This is a genomic window from Bacillus sp. EB106-04-04-XG123 (assembly GCF_058791855.1).
This window is the reverse complement of the sequence record NZ_JBYTDZ010000005.1, coordinates 320,300-339,706: the sequence shown is the minus strand read 5'-3', so window position 1 is coordinate 339,706 and position 19,407 is coordinate 320,300. Positions and strand designations below refer to the sequence as shown.

General features: G+C 42.7%; 16 protein-coding genes, 1 other RNA gene and 1 other annotated feature. Of the genes, 2 read left to right on the top strand and 15 right to left on the bottom strand.

What is annotated here, in order from left to right:
* Positions 1 to 71: 71 nt before the first annotated feature.
* Together AC3WTB_RS16680 and cymR are read right to left on the bottom strand one after the other, a co-directional pair.
* On the bottom strand, positions 72 to 1,214 hold the full coding sequence (locus tag AC3WTB_RS16680) for a cysteine desulfurase family protein (RefSeq protein WP_492333980.1): 1,143 nt from the start codon (positions 1,212 to 1,214) through the stop codon (positions 72 to 74).
* Positions 1,215 to 1,232: 18 nt separating this feature from the next.
* The gene (gene cymR, locus AC3WTB_RS16675) at positions 1,233 to 1,652 is read right to left on the bottom strand and encodes a cysteine metabolism transcriptional regulator CymR (RefSeq protein ID WP_024423125.1); all 420 of its coding nucleotides are present in this window, start codon (positions 1,650 to 1,652) and stop codon (positions 1,233 to 1,235) included.
* Positions 1,653 to 1,860: 208 nt separating this feature from the next.
* Here cymR and AC3WTB_RS16670 point away from each other — a divergent pair, with 208 nt between their 5' ends.
* Complete coding sequence (locus AC3WTB_RS16670; protein ID WP_059374664.1) at positions 1,861 to 3,126, top strand: replication-associated recombination protein A; 1,266 nt, start codon at positions 1,861 to 1,863, stop codon at positions 3,124 to 3,126.
* A 34-nt stretch (positions 3,127 to 3,160) separates the two neighbouring features.
* Here the strand turns inward: AC3WTB_RS16670 and AC3WTB_RS16665 are convergent, their stop codons facing one another.
* From AC3WTB_RS16665 to AC3WTB_RS16645, 5 genes are all read right to left on the bottom strand, one after another.
* On the bottom strand, positions 3,161 to 3,925 hold the full coding sequence (locus tag AC3WTB_RS16665; protein WP_039180291.1) for a tRNA threonylcarbamoyladenosine dehydratase: 765 nt from the start codon (positions 3,923 to 3,925) through the stop codon (positions 3,161 to 3,163).
* Positions 3,926 to 4,017: 92 nt separating this feature from the next.
* Positions 4,018 to 4,198: non-coding RNA, 6S RNA (gene ssrS, locus AC3WTB_RS16660), on the bottom strand.
* Between the two features lie 77 nt (positions 4,199 to 4,275).
* Entirely contained in the window at positions 4,276 to 6,054 is a 1,779-nt protein-coding gene (aspS, locus tag AC3WTB_RS16655; RefSeq protein WP_099663571.1) for an aspartate--tRNA ligase, read from the bottom strand.
* A gap of 18 nt (positions 6,055 to 6,072) precedes the next feature.
* Positions 6,073 to 7,347: a histidine--tRNA ligase gene (gene hisS / locus AC3WTB_RS16650; protein ID WP_024423129.1), complete on the bottom strand. Its 1,275-nt coding sequence runs from the start codon at positions 7,345 to 7,347 to the stop codon at positions 6,073 to 6,075.
* A 73-nt stretch (positions 7,348 to 7,420) separates the two neighbouring features.
* Positions 7,421 to 7,659, bottom strand: a binding site (T-box leader).
* A gap of 58 nt (positions 7,660 to 7,717) precedes the next feature.
* Positions 7,718 to 7,888 carry a YrzK family protein gene (locus AC3WTB_RS16645; RefSeq protein WP_003216250.1) on the bottom strand — a complete coding sequence of 57 codons (171 nt, stop codon included), beginning with the start codon at positions 7,886 to 7,888 and terminating at the stop codon, positions 7,718 to 7,720.
* A 161-nt stretch (positions 7,889 to 8,049) separates the two neighbouring features.
* Here AC3WTB_RS16645 and AC3WTB_RS16640 point away from each other — a divergent pair, with 161 nt between their 5' ends.
* Complete coding sequence (locus tag AC3WTB_RS16640; protein ID WP_457548422.1) at positions 8,050 to 9,606, top strand: N-acetylmuramoyl-L-alanine amidase family protein; 1,557 nt, start codon at positions 8,050 to 8,052, stop codon at positions 9,604 to 9,606.
* Positions 9,607 to 9,703: 97 nt separating this feature from the next.
* Here the strand turns inward: AC3WTB_RS16640 and dtd are convergent, their stop codons facing one another.
* The 8 genes from dtd to AC3WTB_RS16600 form a co-directional block, all read right to left on the bottom strand.
* Complete coding sequence (gene dtd, locus AC3WTB_RS16635) at positions 9,704 to 10,147, bottom strand: D-aminoacyl-tRNA deacylase (RefSeq protein WP_064497877.1); 444 nt, start codon at positions 10,145 to 10,147, stop codon at positions 9,704 to 9,706.
* Positions 10,148 to 10,165: 18 nt separating this feature from the next.
* Positions 10,166 to 12,376, bottom strand: a complete 2,211-nt coding sequence (locus tag AC3WTB_RS16630) for a RelA/SpoT family protein (RefSeq protein WP_024427858.1) — start codon at positions 12,374 to 12,376, stop codon at positions 10,166 to 10,168.
* Positions 12,377 to 12,518: 142 nt separating this feature from the next.
* A complete protein-coding gene (locus AC3WTB_RS16625) occupies positions 12,519 to 13,031 on the bottom strand; it encodes an adenine phosphoribosyltransferase (RefSeq protein WP_024423133.1) in 513 nt (170 codons plus the stop codon).
* A gap of 23 nt (positions 13,032 to 13,054) precedes the next feature.
* Complete coding sequence (gene recJ, locus AC3WTB_RS16620; RefSeq protein ID WP_341040668.1) at positions 13,055 to 15,379, bottom strand: single-stranded-DNA-specific exonuclease RecJ; 2,325 nt, start codon at positions 15,377 to 15,379, stop codon at positions 13,055 to 13,057.
* An 81-nt stretch (positions 15,380 to 15,460) separates the two neighbouring features.
* Positions 15,461 to 15,811, bottom strand: a complete 351-nt coding sequence (locus AC3WTB_RS16615) for a LapA family protein (protein WP_039180309.1) — start codon at positions 15,809 to 15,811, stop codon at positions 15,461 to 15,463.
* 101 nt (positions 15,812 to 15,912) lie between these two features.
* Positions 15,913 to 16,401 carry a cation:proton antiporter regulatory subunit gene (locus tag AC3WTB_RS16610; RefSeq protein ID WP_058838998.1) on the bottom strand — a complete coding sequence of 163 codons (489 nt, stop codon included), beginning with the start codon at positions 16,399 to 16,401 and terminating at the stop codon, positions 15,913 to 15,915.
* Positions 16,402 to 16,758: 357 nt separating this feature from the next.
* Positions 16,759 to 18,987 (bottom strand): protein translocase subunit SecDF, encoded by a 2,229-nt coding sequence (secDF, locus tag AC3WTB_RS16605; RefSeq protein WP_487268758.1) that lies wholly within the window; start codon positions 18,985 to 18,987, stop codon positions 16,759 to 16,761.
* Positions 18,988 to 19,028: 41 nt separating this feature from the next.
* Positions 19,029 to 19,325 carry a post-transcriptional regulator gene (locus AC3WTB_RS16600; RefSeq protein ID WP_003216788.1) on the bottom strand — a complete coding sequence of 99 codons (297 nt, stop codon included), beginning with the start codon at positions 19,323 to 19,325 and terminating at the stop codon, positions 19,029 to 19,031.
* Positions 19,326 to 19,407 lie beyond the last annotated feature (82 nt).

Below are 19,407 nucleotides of genomic sequence, written 5' to 3'. Positions count from 1 at the left end.
AAACAACATACGCGTTTCGTTCTTCAGGTGCTTCGCTGTTTCATTTTTCACACACGAACAAAAGGAAGCATTTATTTGGCTAGGCGTTTGACAACAGCTGCTATCTTACGTGCCGCCTGCTTCACATGATCCTCTTCATTCCCAAGACCGAAGCTTATTCTGACTGAGGATGTCAGCTCTTTTGCTTCTTCGCCATACATGGCGCTTAACACGTGCGAAGGAAGGACAGATCCAGCCGTACATGCCGATCCGCTTGAAACAGCAATTCCTTCCATATCTAAATTCACAAGCAGCGATTCAATGGAGACGCCCGGGAAATGAACATTTAAAATGTGCGGCAATGTCTCTTTCGGATGTCCATTGATAGAGAAATTAAGAGATTCCTCTTCGAATACTTGCAGCATAGTTTCTTTGAGCTTACCATAATGCATCGATTTTTCTCTTCTATTTTGCTTCGTTAATTGAACAGCTTCTGCAAGTCCAACAATTCCTGCCACATTTTCAGTGCCAGCACGGCGCTTTCTTTCTTGTTCCCCTCCGAATATTTGCGGAGAAAGTTTCACGCCTTCGTTTACATATAAAAAGCCTGTTCCCATCGGACCGTTCAGCTTATGGCCAGAAGCAGATAAAAGATCAATATGGAGATCTGCTGCATCAATAGGCACTGTGCCAAACGCCTGCACTGCGTCTGTATGAAAATGAGCAGGGTGATCATGTAGAAGTTCGCCAATGGCTTTGATTGGCTGAATCACACCTGTTTCATTATTGCCGTACATGACGGTCACAAGAATCGTATCATCTCTCAATGCTTGTTTTAATTGATCAAGATGAATCAATCCCGTTTCGTCCACATCTAAATATGTCACTTCAAATCCTAGCTTCTCTAGGCGTTCACATGTATGCAGCACCGCATGATGCTCTGTTTTCACTGTGATGATATGTTTTCCTTCATGCTGTCTTGCCATGGCAACACCTGTGATTGCCAGGTTGTCCGCCTCAGTTCCTCCGCTTGTGAGGATGATCTCCTGTGGTTTACAGTGTAATTCTCCTGCAATGACTTCTCTTGCTTCATCGAGCCACTTTCTTGCCTCGCGCCCATATGAATGAATACTAGAGGGATTGCCAAATATCTCTGTAAAGTACGGCATCATCTTGTCCACAATACGCTGATCCATCGGCGTTGTGGCTGCATGATCTAAATAGATTCGTTCCATTTCCGGTACACCTCTGATCTAAATATAGAACATATACGAGTCTTGATCCCCGTCATCTGTGTAGCTTGCCAAGTCTTCAAGAGTTGTATTGTCTAGTACGTCTTTTACTGCATCACGAATACGAATCCATAGTTCACGCTTTGCTGGTTCTTCGTTTTCGATGACTTCAACAGGACTAATTGGTCCTTCTAATACACGAATAATATCACCTGCTGTGATCTCGTTTGGTTCATGTGCAAGAACATAGCCGCCATACGCACCGCGAATACTTTTTACAAGACGGGCATTGCGGAGTGGTGATACAAGCTGCTCTAAATAATGCTCAGACAAATCATTGTTTTGAGCGATTGATTTTAATGATGTAGGGCCTTCGCCATGTTTTTTGGCTAATTCGATCATGATCGTTAGACCATATCTGCCTTTAGTTGATATTTTCAAGTTAAACACCTCTGCGTTTTCTATTCTATGTCATCAATTATTTTTCTGATTTCATATACGCTGATATATAGACCAAAAGCAATTATATCATACTTTCAGCCAACTTTCATTTACGGGTACTGAGCATAATTGAAGGACGCATCCCTTTTCTATTTGAAGAAATTTCGGTACTCTATACAAACAAGACATTGCTTTAGGAGAGATAATTATGAAACCTTTAGCGTACCGGATGCGCCCAAGTCATATTGAAGACATTATTGGGCAGGAGCATCTTGTTGGAGAAGGTCAAATTATTAGACGAATGGTCGAGGCAAAGCATTTATCCTCGATGATTTTATACGGACCGCCGGGCATTGGCAAAACATCGATTGCAACAGCGATCGCTGGTAGTACTAGCATTGCTTTTCGTACATTAAATGCGGTCATTCATAACAAAAAGGATATGGAAGCTGTCGCCGCTGAAGCGAAAATGAGCGGACAGGTGATCCTTATTTTAGACGAAGTCCACCGGCTTGATAAAGGAAAGCAGGATTTTCTCCTTCCTTATTTAGAAAATGGCATGATCATTTTAATTGGCGCAACGACGGCTAATCCCTATCATGCGATCAATCCCGCCATCCGAAGCCGGACACAAATATTCGAGCTAAAGCCGCTTGAAACAGAGCAAATCAAAGCTGCGTTAACAAGAGCCTTACAGGATGAGCATCGCGGGCTTGGCGGTTATGAGGTGACCGTGGACGATGAAGCGATGAATCATTTTGCCAATGGATGCGGAGGAGACGTGCGTTCTGCTTTAAATGCACTAGAACTCGCTGTCTTATCGACAAAACCTGATGAGACTGGGCATATTAAAATTACTCTTGCCGCAGCAGAAGAATGCTTACAAAAAAAGAGCTTCTCACATGACAAGAATGGTGATGCTCATTATGATGTCCTCTCGGCTTTTCAAAAATCCATTAGGGGATCTGATACAGATGCGGCGCTGCATTACCTTGCCAGACTGATCGAAGCAGGAGACCTTGAAAGCATTTCAAGAAGATTACTCGTGATGGCTTACGAGGACATTGGCTTAGCCAGTCCGCAGGCAGGCCCCCGCGTGTTAAGCGCAGTACAAACAGCAGAAAGAGTCGGTTTCCCAGAAGCACGAATTCCGCTGGCGAACGCAGTGATTGAACTGTGTCTTTCTCCTAAGTCCAATTCGGCATATAAGGCAATTGATGCGGCACTTGGTGATATTCGTACAGGGAAAATTGGTGAGGTTCCAGTTCATTTAAAGGATGCACACTACAAAGGCGCCACAGCACTCGGAAGAGGTGTCGATTACTTATACCCACATGATTATGAGAACGGCTGGGTGAAGCAGCAATATTTACCTGATCCGCTGAAAAACAAGCAATACTATGTACCGAAGCAAACCGGAAAATTTGAAGGAGCATTGAAACAGGTCTATGAAAATTTAAAACGCCAAAAATAAAAAAAGCCCCCTGCATAATTAGCAGGCGGGCTGTTTATTTATCCTTCACACGTGTAATCGGAATATCCTTTAAAAGCTTCATAATGACATGACCACCCATGATCAGTCCGGCAACAGACGGAACGAACGCATTGGATGATGGCGGCATTTGCGCCTTGCGAATCTTCGCTTCATCATTTCCAACTTCTTTTCTGACATCTTCGCGAATGACAATCGGACTTTCGTCAGAGAAAATGACTTCAATTCCTTTACGAATCCCTTCCTTACGCAGACGTGTTCTCACGACTTTTGCAATAGGATCGGTATGTGTTTTTGAAATATCATCGATTTTGAAGCGTGTCGGATCTGTTTTATTCGCAGCTCCCATACTTGAAATGATGTTCACACCGCGGTTCAGACACTCTTTCATTAAATGAATTTTATAGTGAATGGTATCTGAGGCATCAATGACATAATCAAGCGGATACTCAAAAAATTGCTCGTATGTTTCCTCTGTATAAAACATCTTAAGCGCAACAACTTCACATTCTGGATTAATATCAGCGATTCTCGCCTGCATTAAGTCAACCTTTGGCTGGCCAACTGTTGATAGCAATGCTGGAAGCTGACGGTTTACATTTGTAATATCAATATCATCTTTATCAACAAGAACAATACGGCCAACGCCGGAACGAGCGAGCGCCTCTACTGCGAATGAACCAACGCCGCCCACACCAAGCACTGCAACTGTACTGTTTTTTAGTATATTTAAGCCTTCCTTGCCAATGGCAAGCTCGTTTCTTGAAAACTGATGTAACAAGTGCCTCACTCCACCTTTATTTAAAATGAATCGAAAGAATCATATCATATTCAGACTTCTCCGTCATCCTTCTCTAAAAGAAAAAAACACAAAAAAGTCCCGATGACGCCGCCAGCATTTCCTTCGTTTTGAACCCCGCACCATGCAGGTGGGTGCTTTCTTCCTGACTTTATAAGTCCTCTAATGAGGCATTTATGCAGAAAGGAAAGGCAAGCTCCCGTATAAAAAAATGTTCGGTCAAAACTAGGTAACCACCGTACGTATCAGGACTTTATTTATTGATTGATGAAAGCATATCATAGGCATATTTCTTTTTCAAGCGTTTACATACCTATAAACATGCGCCTATTTTACTGTTTTACTTTTGTTTTAATCGCTAAACTCAGCTCATCAAGCTGCGCCTCGCTCACATGGCCAGGGGCATCTGTGAGAACGCAGCTCGCACTTGCCGTTTTCGGGAATGCAATCGTATCCCTTAAGTTAGAGCGGCCTGCAAGCAGCATCACTAAACGATCAAGCCCAAGCGCGATTCCGCCATGCGGAGGAACACCATGCTCAAACGCATCCAGAAGGAAGCCGAATTGTTCGTAGGCCTCTTCTTTTGAAAAACCAAGTAAGCCAAACATTTTTTCTTGAATGTCCTTTTCAAAAATACGAATAGAACCTCCGCCAAGCTCGTAGCCATTCAGCACAAGATCGTAAGCCTGTGCCTTCATGTCTTCTGGGCTTGTTTCAATTAATTCAAGATCATCGCGAACTGGCATTGTGAATGGATGATGGGCAGCATAGAAGCGGCCTTCTTCTTCATCCTTTTCAAGCAGCGGCCAATCGACAACCCATAAGAAATTGAATACAGACTCATCGATCAGTTCAAGCTCTTTACCAAGTTTTAAACGAAGTGCACCAAGTGCATCATGAACAACAGACGTCTTATCTGCGACAAAGAGTAACAGGTCGCCTTCTTCAACTTGCAGCTGTTCTTTTAATTCAGCTTGCTTTGCATCATCAAAGAATTTAGCGATCGGACCTTTTAATTCAGTCCCTTCTGCTTTTAGCCAAGCTAGACCTTTTGCACCGTAGTTCGCTGCAAATGCACCAAGTGCATCAATGTCTTTTCTTGAATAGTTCGATGCAGCCCCTTTGACATTGATGGCTTTCACAGCTCCACCATTTTTCACAGCGCCACTAAACACTTTGAAATCGGAGTCTTTTACCGTATCTGAAATGTTAACCAGCTTCATCTCAAAACGTGTATCCGGTTTATCAGATCCATAGGAATTCATCGCTTCATCGTATGTCATACGAGGTAATGGCAATGTAAGGTCTACACCTTTGACATCTTTCATTACCTTCGCCATCATCTCTTCAGCAAGCGTCATGATGTCCTCTTGACTCATAAAGGACATTTCAATATCGACTTGTGTGAATTCCGGCTGACGGTCAGCACGCAAGTCTTCATCTCTAAAACAGCGGGCAATTTGATAATAACGGTCCATCCCAGAAACCATCAGCAATTGTTTAAATAATTGCGGAGACTGAGGCAGTGCATAAAATTCTCCCTCGTGTACACGGCTTGGAACAAGATAGTCACGCGCACCTTCTGGGGTACTTTTCGTTAAAATTGGTGTTTCAATGTCTAGAAAGCCGTTGTCGTCTAAGAAATGGCGGAATGCTTTTGTGACTTCATGTCGCATTTTCATTGTTTCAAACATTGCAGGGCGGCGAAGATCCAGGTAACGATATTTTAAACGAACATCTTCTGATACCTCGTCTGCTTGATCTGAAATCACAAATGGAGGAGTCTTCGCTTCATTTAAAACGGTGACCGTTTCGACTTGAATTTCAATTTTGCCCGTTTTTAAATTTGGGTTGATCGTTGCTTCTTCTCTTGCGACAACCGTTCCTTTAATATCAAGGACATATTCGTTACGAATTGATTCTGCTGTCTCAAGCGCCTCTTTTGATAAGTCTGGATTGAAGACAACTTGTACAATCCCTGAACGGTCACGCAAATCAATAAAGATTAAACCGCCTAGGTCACGCCTTTTTTGAACCCATCCTTTTAATACAACTGACTGACCGATTTGGTCTTCTGTTACTTCTCCACAATAAAAAGTTCTACCAAACACGAACATTCCACTCCTTCTTTACGCTTTCTGGTGGGCCTTCAACATTTGAATCAGCTCATCAAGCTTCACTTCAATTTGTTCACCCGTAGTTGTATCTTTCACATTCACAATTTGCTGTGCAAGTTCATCTTCTCCAAGAACTGCAATAAATTTGGCTTTTAAACGATCAGCTGCTTTAAATTGTCCTTTTAGTTTCTTCCCTGTATAGTCCATTTCACTTGAGATACCTTCTTTTCTCAGACGGTTTAATAATGAAACAGAATAATCCTTCGCTTCATCTCCGAGAGCAGCAATGTATAAATCAATACCATCTTGCAGAGGAAGCTCAATTCCTTCAGCATCGATCGCTGATAGGAAACGCTCAATACTCATCGCAAATCCGATCCCTGGTGATTCAGGACCGCCAATTCCTTCAACGAGTCCGTCATAACGGCCGCCGCCGGCTAATGTTGTAATCGCACCAAAGCCTTCTGCATTACTCATGATCTCAAATGCTGTGTGATTGTAGTAATCAAGACCGCGCACTAAATTTGGATCGACGACATACTCAATGCCTATATCTGATAAGTATTGTTTGACCTTTTCAAAATACGTCCGTGATTCTTCATTTAAGTAATCTTGAATGGATGGAGCTGTTGTCATCAGTTCATGATCACGATCCTTTTTACAATCAAGAATGCGCAGCGGATTTTGATGTAAACGAGTTTGACAGTCGTGACAGAATTCCTCAATTCTTGGCTCAAAGTGCTTGACCAGTGCTGTGCGGTAGTCTGCACGGCTCTCTTTGTCACCAAGGCTGTTAATGACGAGTTTTAAGTTAGAAAGACCTGCTTTCTCATACACACTCATCGCAAGTGAAATGACCTCTGCATCAATGGCAGGATCCTTGGAACCAATCGCTTCGATTCCAAATTGATAAAATTGACGATATCTTCCTGTTTGCGGACGTTCATAGCGGAACATTGGTCCGATGTAATACAGCTTAGTTGGCTGAGCCGGCTGTGCAAACAATTTATTTTCAACATAAGAACGGACGGTTGAAGCTGTTCCCTCTGGACGTAGTGTGATGCTGCGTCCTTTTTTATCTTCAAATGTGTACATCTCTTTTTGAACGATATCAGTTGATTCGCCTACTCCCCGTGCAAACAGCTCTGTATGCTCAAAAATCGGTGTGCGGATTTCTTTGTATTGAAAGGCTGCACATGTATCTCTCGCAATTTGTTCAACATACTGCCAGCGTTCTGACTCTCCAGGTAAAATATCCTGTGTGCCTCTTGGAATATTAAAACTCATTTTTCGTCCTCCTACGACCATCATTCATTTTTTATGTGGACATATAAAAAACCCCCGCCTCTACTATGTGTATAGTAGGGACGAGAGTTATACCCGTGGTGCCACCCTAGTTGGAACATGATCAAGCATGTTCCCGCTCAAATCCTTAACGCAGATTCACGTTCTCCGCCTATTGACTCATTTTTCGAGCGTTCAGCAGGAAACCTACAGAGTGTTCTTTCGTGATAAATGCCATGCGGATTCGCTTTCAGCCTAAGGCGATTCCTCTCTGCTCACGCAATTTACCCTACTATTCTCTATCATCAGTTCCACATTTTAAATTTTCAAGTGTGTTGATTTATATTATAATAAGGTCGGTGCTGCCACTCTGTCAACCCTTGCCGTGCCTCTTTTTCTTTTCCAGCTCTTCTTTTGACGTACATCCGTATTCAGATGCGGTTTCTTCAAGGAAGCCCGGCTGATCCATTTCGTCATGCTGCCAGCGGTCGATATCACGATGTCCATTATATTGCACTCGTCCTAATTTTCTGCTTAATCTCATGTTTGTACATCCTTTTATCACATTTTTATTTAGTATAAACAGATTGATTCATTTTTATTAGGGAAACTGCAAGGAATTCATCCACTACATAACGAATTAACATTCATCGGTTTTACAAGGGAGGGGAAAACACCGTTTTGAATCTGAAAAAACACAATCAAATGATGATGCTGCTTACTTGTTTTGTTCTCATCGCGAGTTCTTTGCCTATGACACATGCTACAGCACAAACAGATCAAGCTGTGGTCGCAACAGATGAAATCAATGTGAGAACGGGCCCTGGTTTAAGCTATGGAATCGCAGCTGTAGTAAAACGCGGCGAAAGTTATCCTATTCTCACTGAACAAGGGGAATGGGTGCAGATCCAATTATCAAACGGACAAAAAGGCTGGGTCGTCTCATGGCTGATCACCACATCATCCGGCGCTCAAAAAACAGAGAAACCAAAGGCGCAAGGTCAAAGCACGGCAGGAGACAGTACCATTACATCGACAGCTTCCGACCTTCGCATCCGGACAGGCCCTGGGACTTCCTATCAAGTGATTGGTACTTTCCCGCAAGGCGCTTCCGCTAAAAAGCTCGAGACAAGCGGCGAATGGACGAAAATTTCTTATAAACAAGCAGAAGGCTGGGTTCACTCTGATTATGTTTCAGGGGGGCAGAAAACTTCTCAATCAAGCTCCGGTGGGTCTTCTCGCTCTAACCAGACAGGCACAGTTGGCGTATCGAGCTTGAATGTGAGGCAATCCGCGGCACCAAATGCACAAGTCATCGCTTCACTTGCCCGCAACACACAGATCACCATTTTGCGAGAGCAGAACGGCTGGTATGAAATTGAGGGGAAAGGCGTAAAAGGCTGGGTTGCAAGCTATTACATTGTCACAGGCAAAGGAGCAGGCTCTGCACCTGAAAAGAGTTCATCCTCTTCGGCTTCTGAGCAAAAAGCGTACATTGTCTATGACGGCACCAACATTCGAAAAAGCGCTTCTACCTCTGCTGGGATTGCAGAAAGAGCAACAAAAGGAGCTGCCTATCACATTGTTCAGACGCAAGGTGACTGGTACGAGGTGACACTATCGAACGGCGGAACTGGCTATGTAGCGAGCTGGGTCGTTCAAACGAAGAAAAATAGCAGCGAAGCGCCAAGACCTCAGCAGGATTCATCGTCTGGGACTGGTTCTTTAAAAGGAAAAACGATTGTTCTTGACCCTGGTCATGGCGGAAAAGACAGCGGCACAATTGGCGCAGACGGTGCTTTTGAAAAGAACATCACCATCAAAACCGCCAATTTACTAGCAGGCAAATTAAGAGCTTCTGGTGCAAATGTGTATTTAACTAGAAGTGACGATACCTTTATCAGCCTTCAATCGAGGGTGGCGACATCTCATTACCGAAATGCAGATGCATTTATTAGTCTTCATTATGATAGTTTTATGGACCAAAGTGTTAGAGGAAGTACAGCGTATTATTATCACGCAGCAAAAGATCAGCAATTAGCGTCAAGCGTTCATTCCGAAGTCGCAAAACGCTCTCAAATCCCTGATAAGGGTGTCAAATTCGGAGATTACTTTGTTTTAAGAGAAAACAAACGCCCTTCCCTTTTATATGAACTCGGGTATTTAAGCAATCCTCAGGAGGAAGCGATCATTTATAGCGCCTCTTACCAGGAACGAGTCACAGAAGGAATGACTGAAGGATTAAAACAATATTTCCGTTAAAAAAAAGAGGCCTCTGCGCCTCTTTTTTTATTTGACCACAAAAGAAAAAGACTCTAAACAAACTCCCGCATGAGTTCATCTACAGTCTAAAGAGAATCTATTCTTTACTGTCCATCAAGATCGTGACTGGTCCTGAATTGGTCAATGACACGTCCATCATCGCACCAAAACGGCCAGTTTCAACATGGATACCTTTTTCTCTAAGGGTTTTATTGAAACATTCGTAAAGCGAATTGGCTGCATCCGGCTTGGCGGCTTTCATAAAATTCGGCCGTCTGCCCTTTCTCGTATCACCATAAAGGGTAAATTGCGACACAGACAGAACGCTTCCTTTTATGTCCAATAATGAACGATTCATTTTCCCATTTTCATCTTCAAAAATGCGTAAATGTGCAAGCTTTTCAGCTAAGTAAAACACATCTTCTTCTGTATCTTCGTGTGTGACACCAACAAGCACCATATATCCTTCGCTTATGGCACCTGTGATCTCTTCTTCTACCTTCACAGATGCATTTGTCACACGCTGCACAACAAGCCTCATAGACGATATACTTCCTTTCTAATTCATGAATCGGCGAACAGAGTAAATGTCTTTGATTTGTTTAATGCGTTCGACTACTTTGTGCAAATGATTAATATTTTGGATAAAGATCGCCATATGGATCGTCGCCACTTTGTTACGATCAGACTTCCCAGAAACAGAGGAGATGTTCGTTTTGGTTTCGTTAACTGCTTGTAGCACCTCATTGAGTAAGCCACGTCGATCATATCCTAATATTTCAATTTCCACATTGTATTCTTTACGATTTTGAGCAGGCTGCTCATGCTCCCACTCGACCGGAATTAACCGCTCCTGTGCTTCTCCTGTCTTCACGTTCGGACAGTCCTCACGGTGAACAGATACGCCACGGCCCTTCGTAATAAAACCGACAATGCTATCACCAGGAACAGGGTTACAGCACTTAGATAAGCGGACAAGCAGGTTATCAATCCCTTTGACCCTTACGCCAGCTTCCCGTTTTTTCCCGTGATACGTCTTTGGTTCCACCGTCACTTCTTGAACGGTTTTCTCTTGCTCTTCTTGATCTCTTTGTTTTCTTTCTTTTTCCGTTAAACGATTGGCGACTTGTAGTGCAGTAATGCCGTTATATCCAACAGCTGCATACATGTCCTCTTCGTTTGAAAAATTAAATTTGTCAGCCACTTTTTGCAGGTTTTCAGCGGTCAGAATGTCTTTGACATCAAACTCAAGGTTTTTGATTTCTTTTTCTACGAGCTCTCGGCCTTTTTCGACATTTTCTTCACGGCGCTGTTTTTTGAAAAACTGTCTGATCTTGTGCTTCGCTTGGGAGGTTTGGGCAAGCTTGACCCAATCCTGACTTGGCCCATAGCTGTGCTTTGATGTCAGAATTTCAATAATGTCACCTGTTTTTAGTTTGTGATCGAGTGTGACCATTTTGCCATTGACCTTGGCACCGATCGTTTTATTCCCAATTTCCGAGTGAATCCGGTAAGAGAAATCAATCGGAACTGAGCCCGACGGCAGTTCAATGACGTCTCCTTTTGGTGTAAACACAAACACCATATCAGAGAAGAGATCGATTTTTAACGATTCCATAAATTCTTCTGCATCTGTGGATTCGTTTTGGAATTCAAGAATTTCTCTAAACCAAGAAAGCTTCTTCTGGAAGACCGCTTCTTCCGTTGATTCTGCTGACTCTTTGCCTTCCTTATATGCCCAGTGTGCCGCAATCCCGTATTCAGCAATTTCATGCATTTCCACTGTACGGATCTGAACTTCAAGCGGATCACCTTTTGGCCCAATCACCGTTGTATGAAGAGATTGGTACATGTTCGGCTTTGGCATCGCAATATAATCCTTAAATCTGCCTGGCATCGGTTTCCAGCATGTATGGATAATACCGAGCACCGCATAACAGTCTTTAATGCTGTCGACCAAAATACGAACGGCAAGCAGATCATAAATTTCATTAAACTGCTTATTTTGCAAGACCATTTTGCGATAAATGCTATAAATATGTTTTGGTCTTCCGGAAAATTCAGCCTTGATGTTCACCTCAGACACGCGGTCTTTCACTTCATTTACAACCTCGTCCAAGTATTCCTCACGTTCCGCTCGTTTACGCTTCATCAGATTCACAATTCGGTAATATTGCTGCGGATTTAAATAGCGGAGTGCTGTATCTTCAAGCTCCCACTTAATCTTTGAAATCCCTAATCTGTGCGCAAGCGGTGCAAAGATTTCAAGTGTTTCATTTGAAATTCTCCGCTGCTTTTCCTGCGGAAGATGTTTGAGCGTTCTCATGTTATGAAGACGGTCTGCCAGCTTAATCAAGATCACGCGGATATCCTGCGCCATTGCAACAAACATTTTTCGATGGTTTTCGGCCTGCTGTTCTTCTTGTGATTTATATTTAATCTTCCCGAGCTTTGTGACACCATCAACAAGCATTGCTACTTCTTCGTTAAAATGCTCTTTTAAATCCTGTAATGTCACATCTGTATCCTCAACTACATCGTGCAGGAAACCGCCTGCAATGGTTGATGGATCCATTTCAAGGTCAACAAGAATGCCCGCCACTTGAATTGGATGGATAATATAGGGCTCACCAGATTTCCGGTATTGCTCCTTGTGTGCATTTTCAGCATATTCATATGCTCGCTCTATAAATTGAATATGTTCAGCGGACAGGTATTCTCTTGCCTTGTCAATGACCTGCTGCGCCGTTAAAACTTGTTCGTTCGCCATGGAATCACCTTTTTAAATGAAAACTGTATTGTAGTTTATTATCAAGAAAAATTCGATAGATGTAAAGAGAAGAAGTCCGCTAAAAGATTTTTGATAGGAAAAAAGCACCCTTCTTACTGAGTGCTTTTTACGAAAAACTCCATTAGTATTGCATTAACGTCATGATGTCGTAGCCGTCAAGCTTCTTTCTGCCATCCAGATACGTCAGCTCAATCAAAAATGCAATCCCTGCCACAACGCCGCCTAATTCCTCTACAAGCTTGATGGACGCTTCAATTGTTCCACCAGTTGCCAGTAAGTCATCAGTAATCAGGACACGCTGACCAGGACGAATCGCATCTTTATGAATCGTTAATACATCTTTACCATATTCCAAGCCGTAATCGACTTTAATGACTTCACGAGGAAGCTTTCCTTCTTTACGAACCGGTGCAAAACCTACACCAAGTGCGTATGCTACAGGGCAGCCAATAATGAATCCACGCGCTTCAGGTCCAACAATGAGATCAATGTCTCTTTCCTTCGCGTATTCAACGATCTGATCCGTTGCATAACGGTACACTTCGCCTTTATCCATTAACGTTGTAATATCTTTAAATTGTACACCTTCCTTTGGGTAGTCAGGTACAACTGTCACATATTGTTTTAAATCCATCTTTTCCTTTTCCTCCTCGTACGTCAAAGCACAGGTGAGACTTCGCTCATCATGCTATTCAGCCATTCCTTCAGCTCTTTAGCTGAGGAATATGTTAGTGTTTGATCGAGTTCCATCAATCGTTGTTTTGCTGTATAGGACGCTGATGCCGTTAAATCTTTTTTAGGGGCATCAAGTACTATTGACAGCACACCATTCTCTATTTTAACAAAACCGAGTTCAAAAAACACCTTTGTCATAAAAATGATTGTATCTTTTGTCCAGCCTCTATGTTTGGCAAGCTCCATTCCTTGTTCTTTGATAGGAAAACTTCCCCGTTTAAACAAGAACCCATAAAACCATTTGAATTGATCACGGCTTGGGAAAGAGGACATAAAATGATCTTCTTCTCTTTGAAAAACCGTATAAATTCTGGCAGGCTTCTGATTTTCTAAAAGCTGCTTCAGCAATTGCTCATCTGCGGGAACATCCGCAAAGACCACATACTTTCCGTGTACATCAAACGTTGATACATTTTCTGCATGAACATGATGAATGGGGATATCGACGTTCTGTTTTGTTGCTTCCTCAAAACAGACAACCAAAGATTTTTCTGAATCAAGCGTCGAAACTTTCTTCTCCCAATCCTTTTTCCCCCGCAGATCAAACAGCTGCCATTCATCAACTCGTGCATCTTTTAGCATTAGCTGGGGCTTTTTCCGGTTATTCCATTCATTGACGGACATTTCTCCAATCACGGAAATGCGGCTTCCTGGAACAATTTCTTCTTTTAATTTCCCTTGGTGAAAGCCGACACAGTCAAGCAGCTTGTCTTCGTCTTTCAGTGACATTTTAATATGGTTGTGATTTGCCCCAATTGTTCGGATATCTTCAAGCTTCGCATCTTCAATCATAATGAACGGTTTTGGGTTTGACATACCAAATGGTGACAGCATCCCTGCTTCTTCAATTGCTTGAACCGTCAATTCGTCTACCTTGCACACGGCATCGACCCGCTGAATGGGAATAAAATCTTCTTCCGTCAATGTTTCATTGGCATATTGATTTAATCTTTCCCTTAGTAAAGCCACATCATCCGCTCGAAGTGTCATCCCTGCTGCCATCGGATGCCCGCCGAAATGCGGCAGGATGTCGCGGCATTTGCTTAGATGGAAGAATAGATCGAAGCCAGGAATGCTCCGGGCTGATCCTTTTGCCATTTGCGTTTCTTCATCTATTCCAAGCACAATCGCTGGACGAGAAAAAGTATCCGTCAATTTAGAGGCAACAATTCCAACAACGCCCGGATTCCAGCCAGCTTTCGCTACAACGATCGCAGACTGGTCATCGCCTGCCTCTTCCACCATTTGAATGGCTTCTTCTGTGATCGTACTGACAATCTTTTGTCGTTCTTTATTCAGTTCCTGTACAAAACGAGCGAGCTCTTCTGCTTCATCCTTATCCTCAGTCATAAGAAGGTGAACAGCTGGATCTGCCTGTTCAATTCGTCCTACAGCATTCAGCCTTGGCGCAATTTGAAAGCCGACCGTTTCCTCGTTCGCTTCTTCTAAAGTGGCTCCCGCTTCTTTCAATAACGCTTTCAGCCCCGGTCTATTCGACTGACGAAGCTGCATAAGCCCTTTTTTGGCGAGCCATCTATTCTCATCATGAAGCGGTACAAGATCCGCGATTGTCCCGATTGCTGCAAGATCTAACAGCTGAACTGGCAGCTCCCCAAGAAGTGCATGCGCCACTTTAAACGCTACACCTACACCAGCAAGTTCTTTAAAGGGATACTCACAGCCTGGCTGCTTAGGATGGACAATGGCAAGTGCCTCAGGCAGCTCCTCACTTGGTTCATGGTGATCTGTAATGATCAGGTCTAGCCCTATTTCTTTTGCAATACGTGCTTCATTTACAGCAGCAATGCCTGTATCAACCGTGATGACAAGCGATGCTCCTTGCTCCTTGATATATCGAAAAGCCTGTTCATTAGGCCCATAGCCTTCTTTAAACCGATCTGGAATATAAAAGTCTACTATTGCAGACCGCTCTTTTAATGTATGTAAAAGTACAGACGTACTTGTCACACCATCTGCATCATAGTCTCCGAAGATCACAATCGATTCCTGCTCTTCGATCGCTTTGTTGATGCGCTCTACTGCTTCTTTCATTCCTTTTAATAAGAATGGATCATGAAATTCGGCTTTTTGATCAAATAAAAAAGACCTCGCCTCTTCTACTTCTTCAAGTCCTCTTTTTACGAGAAGCGATGCAGTCAGCGCTGAAATATTCAGATTTTCAGAGAGTGATTTCACTTTTTCTTCGCTTGGATGTTCATATTCCCAGCGCATTTTGGATAATAACATAAATTCACCCCTCAACCACACTATTATACTAGAGTGGCCTGAGGGGTTTCAATTTTTATTTTATGAAATTGTGCTGGAAGATTATTTTTCCTTCCGGTCAAATGATGCTGGCTGTTCTTTTAAAGGCGTAACATGCGATTTTTTCTGAAGATCTTTGTCTGCCTTTTTCGTCGAAGCAGCAGGTGCAGCGGCTGCACGCTCAGCTTTTAATGCCTTTAGTTCACGTTTCAGTTTCACAATTTGGAAGATCCCTGCAAATGCCACAATCAGTCCGCCCATTAAAACAGAACCGATAATGACGAGGATCAGCGGCCATTCAGCCGTTCCAAATAAGTAGTCTACCTCGACAGGCCGTACATTAATCACGGCAAATACTGAGACAATTAATACGAAAATAAATGCGAGTATGATGGTCCATTGTTGTTTGTTCATCTACAAATCCCCCAAGCTTTTTCTTTTATTCTTCCCTTTTCACTGCCTTTTTTAAACACAGAAAGAAAGCAGCGGAAGAAAACCTATCAGCATGGGCTTGATCAGCTGCTGAGTTTTTCTTTAATCAGGTTCTTTAATTCTTTTCTTTCTCCAGAAATAACAAGGGTATCCCCTTCTTCGATGATGGTATCTGGTCCTGGATTTAAAATCTTCTCGTGTGATTTTCTCATAATGGCGATGACTGTTACTTGATAGTTTTGGCGGACATTGAGTTCACCGATGCTTCTCTGAACAGCTGGTGCATTCTTTTCAATTTTAAACCATTCAATCACTAGATCATCAATGGCTACCTCTACGGTTTCAAGCGCTTTCGGCTTATAGACCATGCCGCCTAAAATAGCCGCAATTTGTCTTGCTTCTTCATCGTTTAGCAGGATACCAGAAATCGTTTCTTCGTGGTCGTCCTCCTGAAAATGATACATTTCTCTTCTGCCGTCATTATGTGTAATGATGGCAAGCTTCTCATTATTTCTTGTGATCATTTCGGCTTTATGACCGATACCTGGCAGTTCAGTTTCCCGAACCTTCATCACAGCCCCTCCAATGAATAAAGCAAAATGCCTTAAACAGACACCCGCTTTCTATACTGATCTAAACGTAAGTCATTATAGCAAAAGACCATTTTAAGATCAATGAAACCCAAAATGTTTTTTCAATAGAAAAAGACTGCCGATAAGGCAGTCTCAGATTGTTGAAAAAGGGCTAAAATGATATTTATTTTAGCCCTTTTTCTTCTTTTCAGCGTGATAGAAAACCTTTGCAGTCTAGGAAGGACGAGTACCGGAGCGGAGCGAATTTGACATTCGTGAGCACCGGCACGCAGGACTGACAAAGAATGCGAGGGTTTGTCTACACGCTGAGACTGCCGAAAAGGCGGTCTTTCTAGATTAAATATCTTGATCTGTATCTATCTTAGCTGGTTTTTTCAGCTCACGGCCTTTCCACATCAGCCAAATTTGTGCCGCGATATAAAGGGATGAATACACCCCTGTTAATAAGCCGACAAGTAAGGCGATGGAGAAGTTTGTAATCGACGCTGATCCGAAGATAAGCAGTGCGACAACAACGACAAGTACAGTCAGCACCGTATTGACAGATCGCGTAAAGGTTTGCTGTAAGCTTAAGTTCACAATGTACGATAGATCTTCAATGGTTTTCGGTTTACGTTTCTTCATTTGCTCACGAACCCTGTCGAAGGTAACGATCGTATCGTTGATCGAGTACCCGATGACCGTGAGGATCGCAGCAATGAAGGTGACATCCACCTCTAGGCGCGTAATACTAAAGAAGGCCACGATAAAGAACGCATCATATAGCAGTGAAATAATTGCCGCAATCGCCATCTTATACTCAAATCGGACAGATACATATAAAATGATCCCGATGGAGGCAATGATGACGGCATATAGCGCATTACGTGCAAGTTCTTTTCCTACAGTCGGAGACACTGTACTTACGTTTGGCTCCGTTCCGTATTTATCTTTGAAGTAATCTTTCACTTCAGCAATCTTTTCTTTGTTCGGCACACCGACAAATCTCGCTGCTGCCTGATTCTCTTTTTGACCCGATAACACGACACTGTCTGTCTCAAGGTCAAGCTTTTTAAAGTCTTGCTCGACTTGTTCAGTTGACAGCTTGTGATCACTTTGAATATCAATTCTAGTTCCACTTGTAAAGTCAATTCCCGCATTCAGCTTGAAGATGGAAAGAACGATGATTCCCGCAATGGTGATAGTAGCTGAGAAAATCATAAATCCTTTACGTTTGCTGACGAAATCCCACTTATCAAATGGTGTTTTTGGCTCGGTGGTTTCTGTTGTCTCATGGATGTTCATAATGTCTTTTTGACGAACACCAAACCAGCCTTTTCTCCGGTCAAGAGAGCGGCTTTCAACAAGAAGACCGAGAAGGAATCTTGATAGGAAAACAGCTGTGATAAAGCTTGTTAAAATCGAGAGGATGAGCATTGTTGCAAATCCTTTTACAGAGCTTGTCCCGAAGAAGAACAGCACTCCGCCGGCAATAATACTTGTTAAGTTAGCATCAAAGATCGTCGCAAATGATCTGCGGTTCCCTGATCTGAAAGCAGAACGGACTGATTTGCCGAGCTTCAGCTCTTCCTTGATCCGCTCATAAGTAATAATGTTGGCATCGACAGCCATCCCTACCCCTAAAATGAGTGCGGCAATTCCAGGCAGTGTCATAACCGCGCCCATCCAGTCAAACACTTGCAGCGTAATGTAGATATAAGCTGAAAGTGTGATGACAGCTATAAGACCAGGTAATCGGTAATAAAACAGCATGAATAAGAAGATAAATGCGATTCCTACTATTCCTGCGAACACTGTTTCGTTCAGTGCTTGTTCACCAAACTGTGCACTCACAGATGTGGAATATTTTTCTGTTAATTTCACTGGCAATGCCCCGGCATTTAAAATACTCGCAAGGTCTTTTGCCTCTTGGACAGTAAACTTTCCTTCTATTTGTACGTCACTGCTGTTAATCTCTTGATTCACATTTGGTGCAGATACATACTTGTGGTTTGATTTTGAGACTTCTTTTTTGAAGGAATCTCCTTTGTGGTAATCAAGCCAAATGACAAGCTGATTATTTGGTGCCATCGCTGCTACTTTTCTTGTGACGTCACCAAATTTTTTCGCATCCTTTAGTTTAACCGTCACAATTGGCTCATTCGTTTGACTGAATGTTTGTTTTGCACTGTTTTCGACTAGGTCAGCCCCGTTTAGGAGTTCTTTATCATTCGTATCTCTGAAGGATAGCTGTGCTTCAGTGGAAAGAATCTCCCTTGCTCTGTTTTGATCTTTTACACCCGCAAGCTGCACGCGGATACGGTTGTTGCCTTCAATCGAAATGTTCGGCTCACTTACACCAAGCACGTTTGCTCTTCGGTTAAGAGCCTCCACTGTACTAACGAGAACACTATTTGTGATCTTGTCCTCTTTTTTCACTGGATGTACATCATACAGGACTTCAAATCCACCCTGTAAATCCAGCCCTAGCGTCATATCTTTCGCAACAGGCTTTGTTAGTAAGCCCACGCCAGTTCCGATTAACAGAACCACTAAGAAAAACGCAAGAATGCGCCCTTTTTTCATTATGTATTTCCTCCTTAAACACCTGAATCCATTAAGATGGCTTATTTTAACAGTTCATCAAGCATATTCTTGCCATCTTCACTGTCCAAAAAAGCAGACGTTTTAAACGACTGAACGGTTGCATAGTTCATAAATTCGCCTATTTTCACAGATAAGATATCTGCAACCATTTCATGAATCGGATACTCTTGTTTTTTCTTCCACTTCTTATTCTCTAAGTATGACCATAATTCCTCTAAATCTACATCTTTATAGCCCAAAACGATGAATTCTTCAAGCTTACTGAACAGAAAAGGCTTTAAATGGTCTTTGTAAATAGCAGCTGGATGTTGTGTCATTGCGTAGCTCCCCCTTTTCAGTTTTTTATCGAGAGACTTGTCATGCTTGGACGATATACACGCATATCTTATTGTATATGAT

Coding starts and splice junctions, on each gene's coding strand:
- secDF (WP_487268758.1), bottom strand. CDS start 18,987: ATGAAAAAAGGGCGCATTCTTGCGTTTTTCTTAGTGGTTCTGTTAATC.
- AC3WTB_RS16630 (WP_024427858.1), bottom strand. CDS start 12,376: ATGGCGAACGAACAAGTTTTAACGGCGCAGCAGGTCATTGACAAGGCA.
- dtd (WP_064497877.1), bottom strand. CDS start 10,147: ATGAGGCTTGTTGTGCAGCGTGTGACAAATGCATCTGTGAAGGTAGAA.
- recJ (WP_341040668.1), bottom strand. CDS start 15,379: ATGTTATTATCCAAAATGCGCTGGGAATATGAACATCCAAGCGAAGAA.
- AC3WTB_RS16680 (WP_492333980.1), bottom strand. CDS start 1,214: ATGGAACGAATCTATTTAGATCATGCAGCCACAACGCCGATGGATCAG.
- AC3WTB_RS16615 (WP_039180309.1), bottom strand. CDS start 15,811: ATGAACAAACAACAATGGACCATCATACTCGCATTTATTTTCGTATTA.
- AC3WTB_RS16625 (WP_024423133.1), bottom strand. CDS start 13,031: ATGGATTTAAAACAATATGTGACAGTTGTACCTGACTACCCAAAGGAA.
- AC3WTB_RS16640 (WP_457548422.1), top strand. CDS start 8,050: ATGATGATGCTGCTTACTTGTTTTGTTCTCATCGCGAGTTCTTTGCCT.
- AC3WTB_RS16600 (WP_003216788.1), bottom strand. CDS start 19,325: ATGACACAACATCCAGCTGCTATTTACAAAGACCATTTAAAGCCTTTT.
- AC3WTB_RS16645 (WP_003216250.1), bottom strand. CDS start 7,888: ATGAGATTAAGCAGAAAATTAGGACGAGTGCAATATAATGGACATCGT.
- AC3WTB_RS16670 (WP_059374664.1), top strand. CDS start 1,861: ATGAAACCTTTAGCGTACCGGATGCGCCCAAGTCATATTGAAGACATT.
- hisS (WP_024423129.1), bottom strand. CDS start 7,347: ATGAGTTTTAATATTCCAAGAGGCACACAGGATATTTTACCTGGAGAG.
- AC3WTB_RS16610 (WP_058838998.1), bottom strand. CDS start 16,401: ATGAAGGTTCGGGAAACTGAACTGCCAGGTATCGGTCATAAAGCCGAA.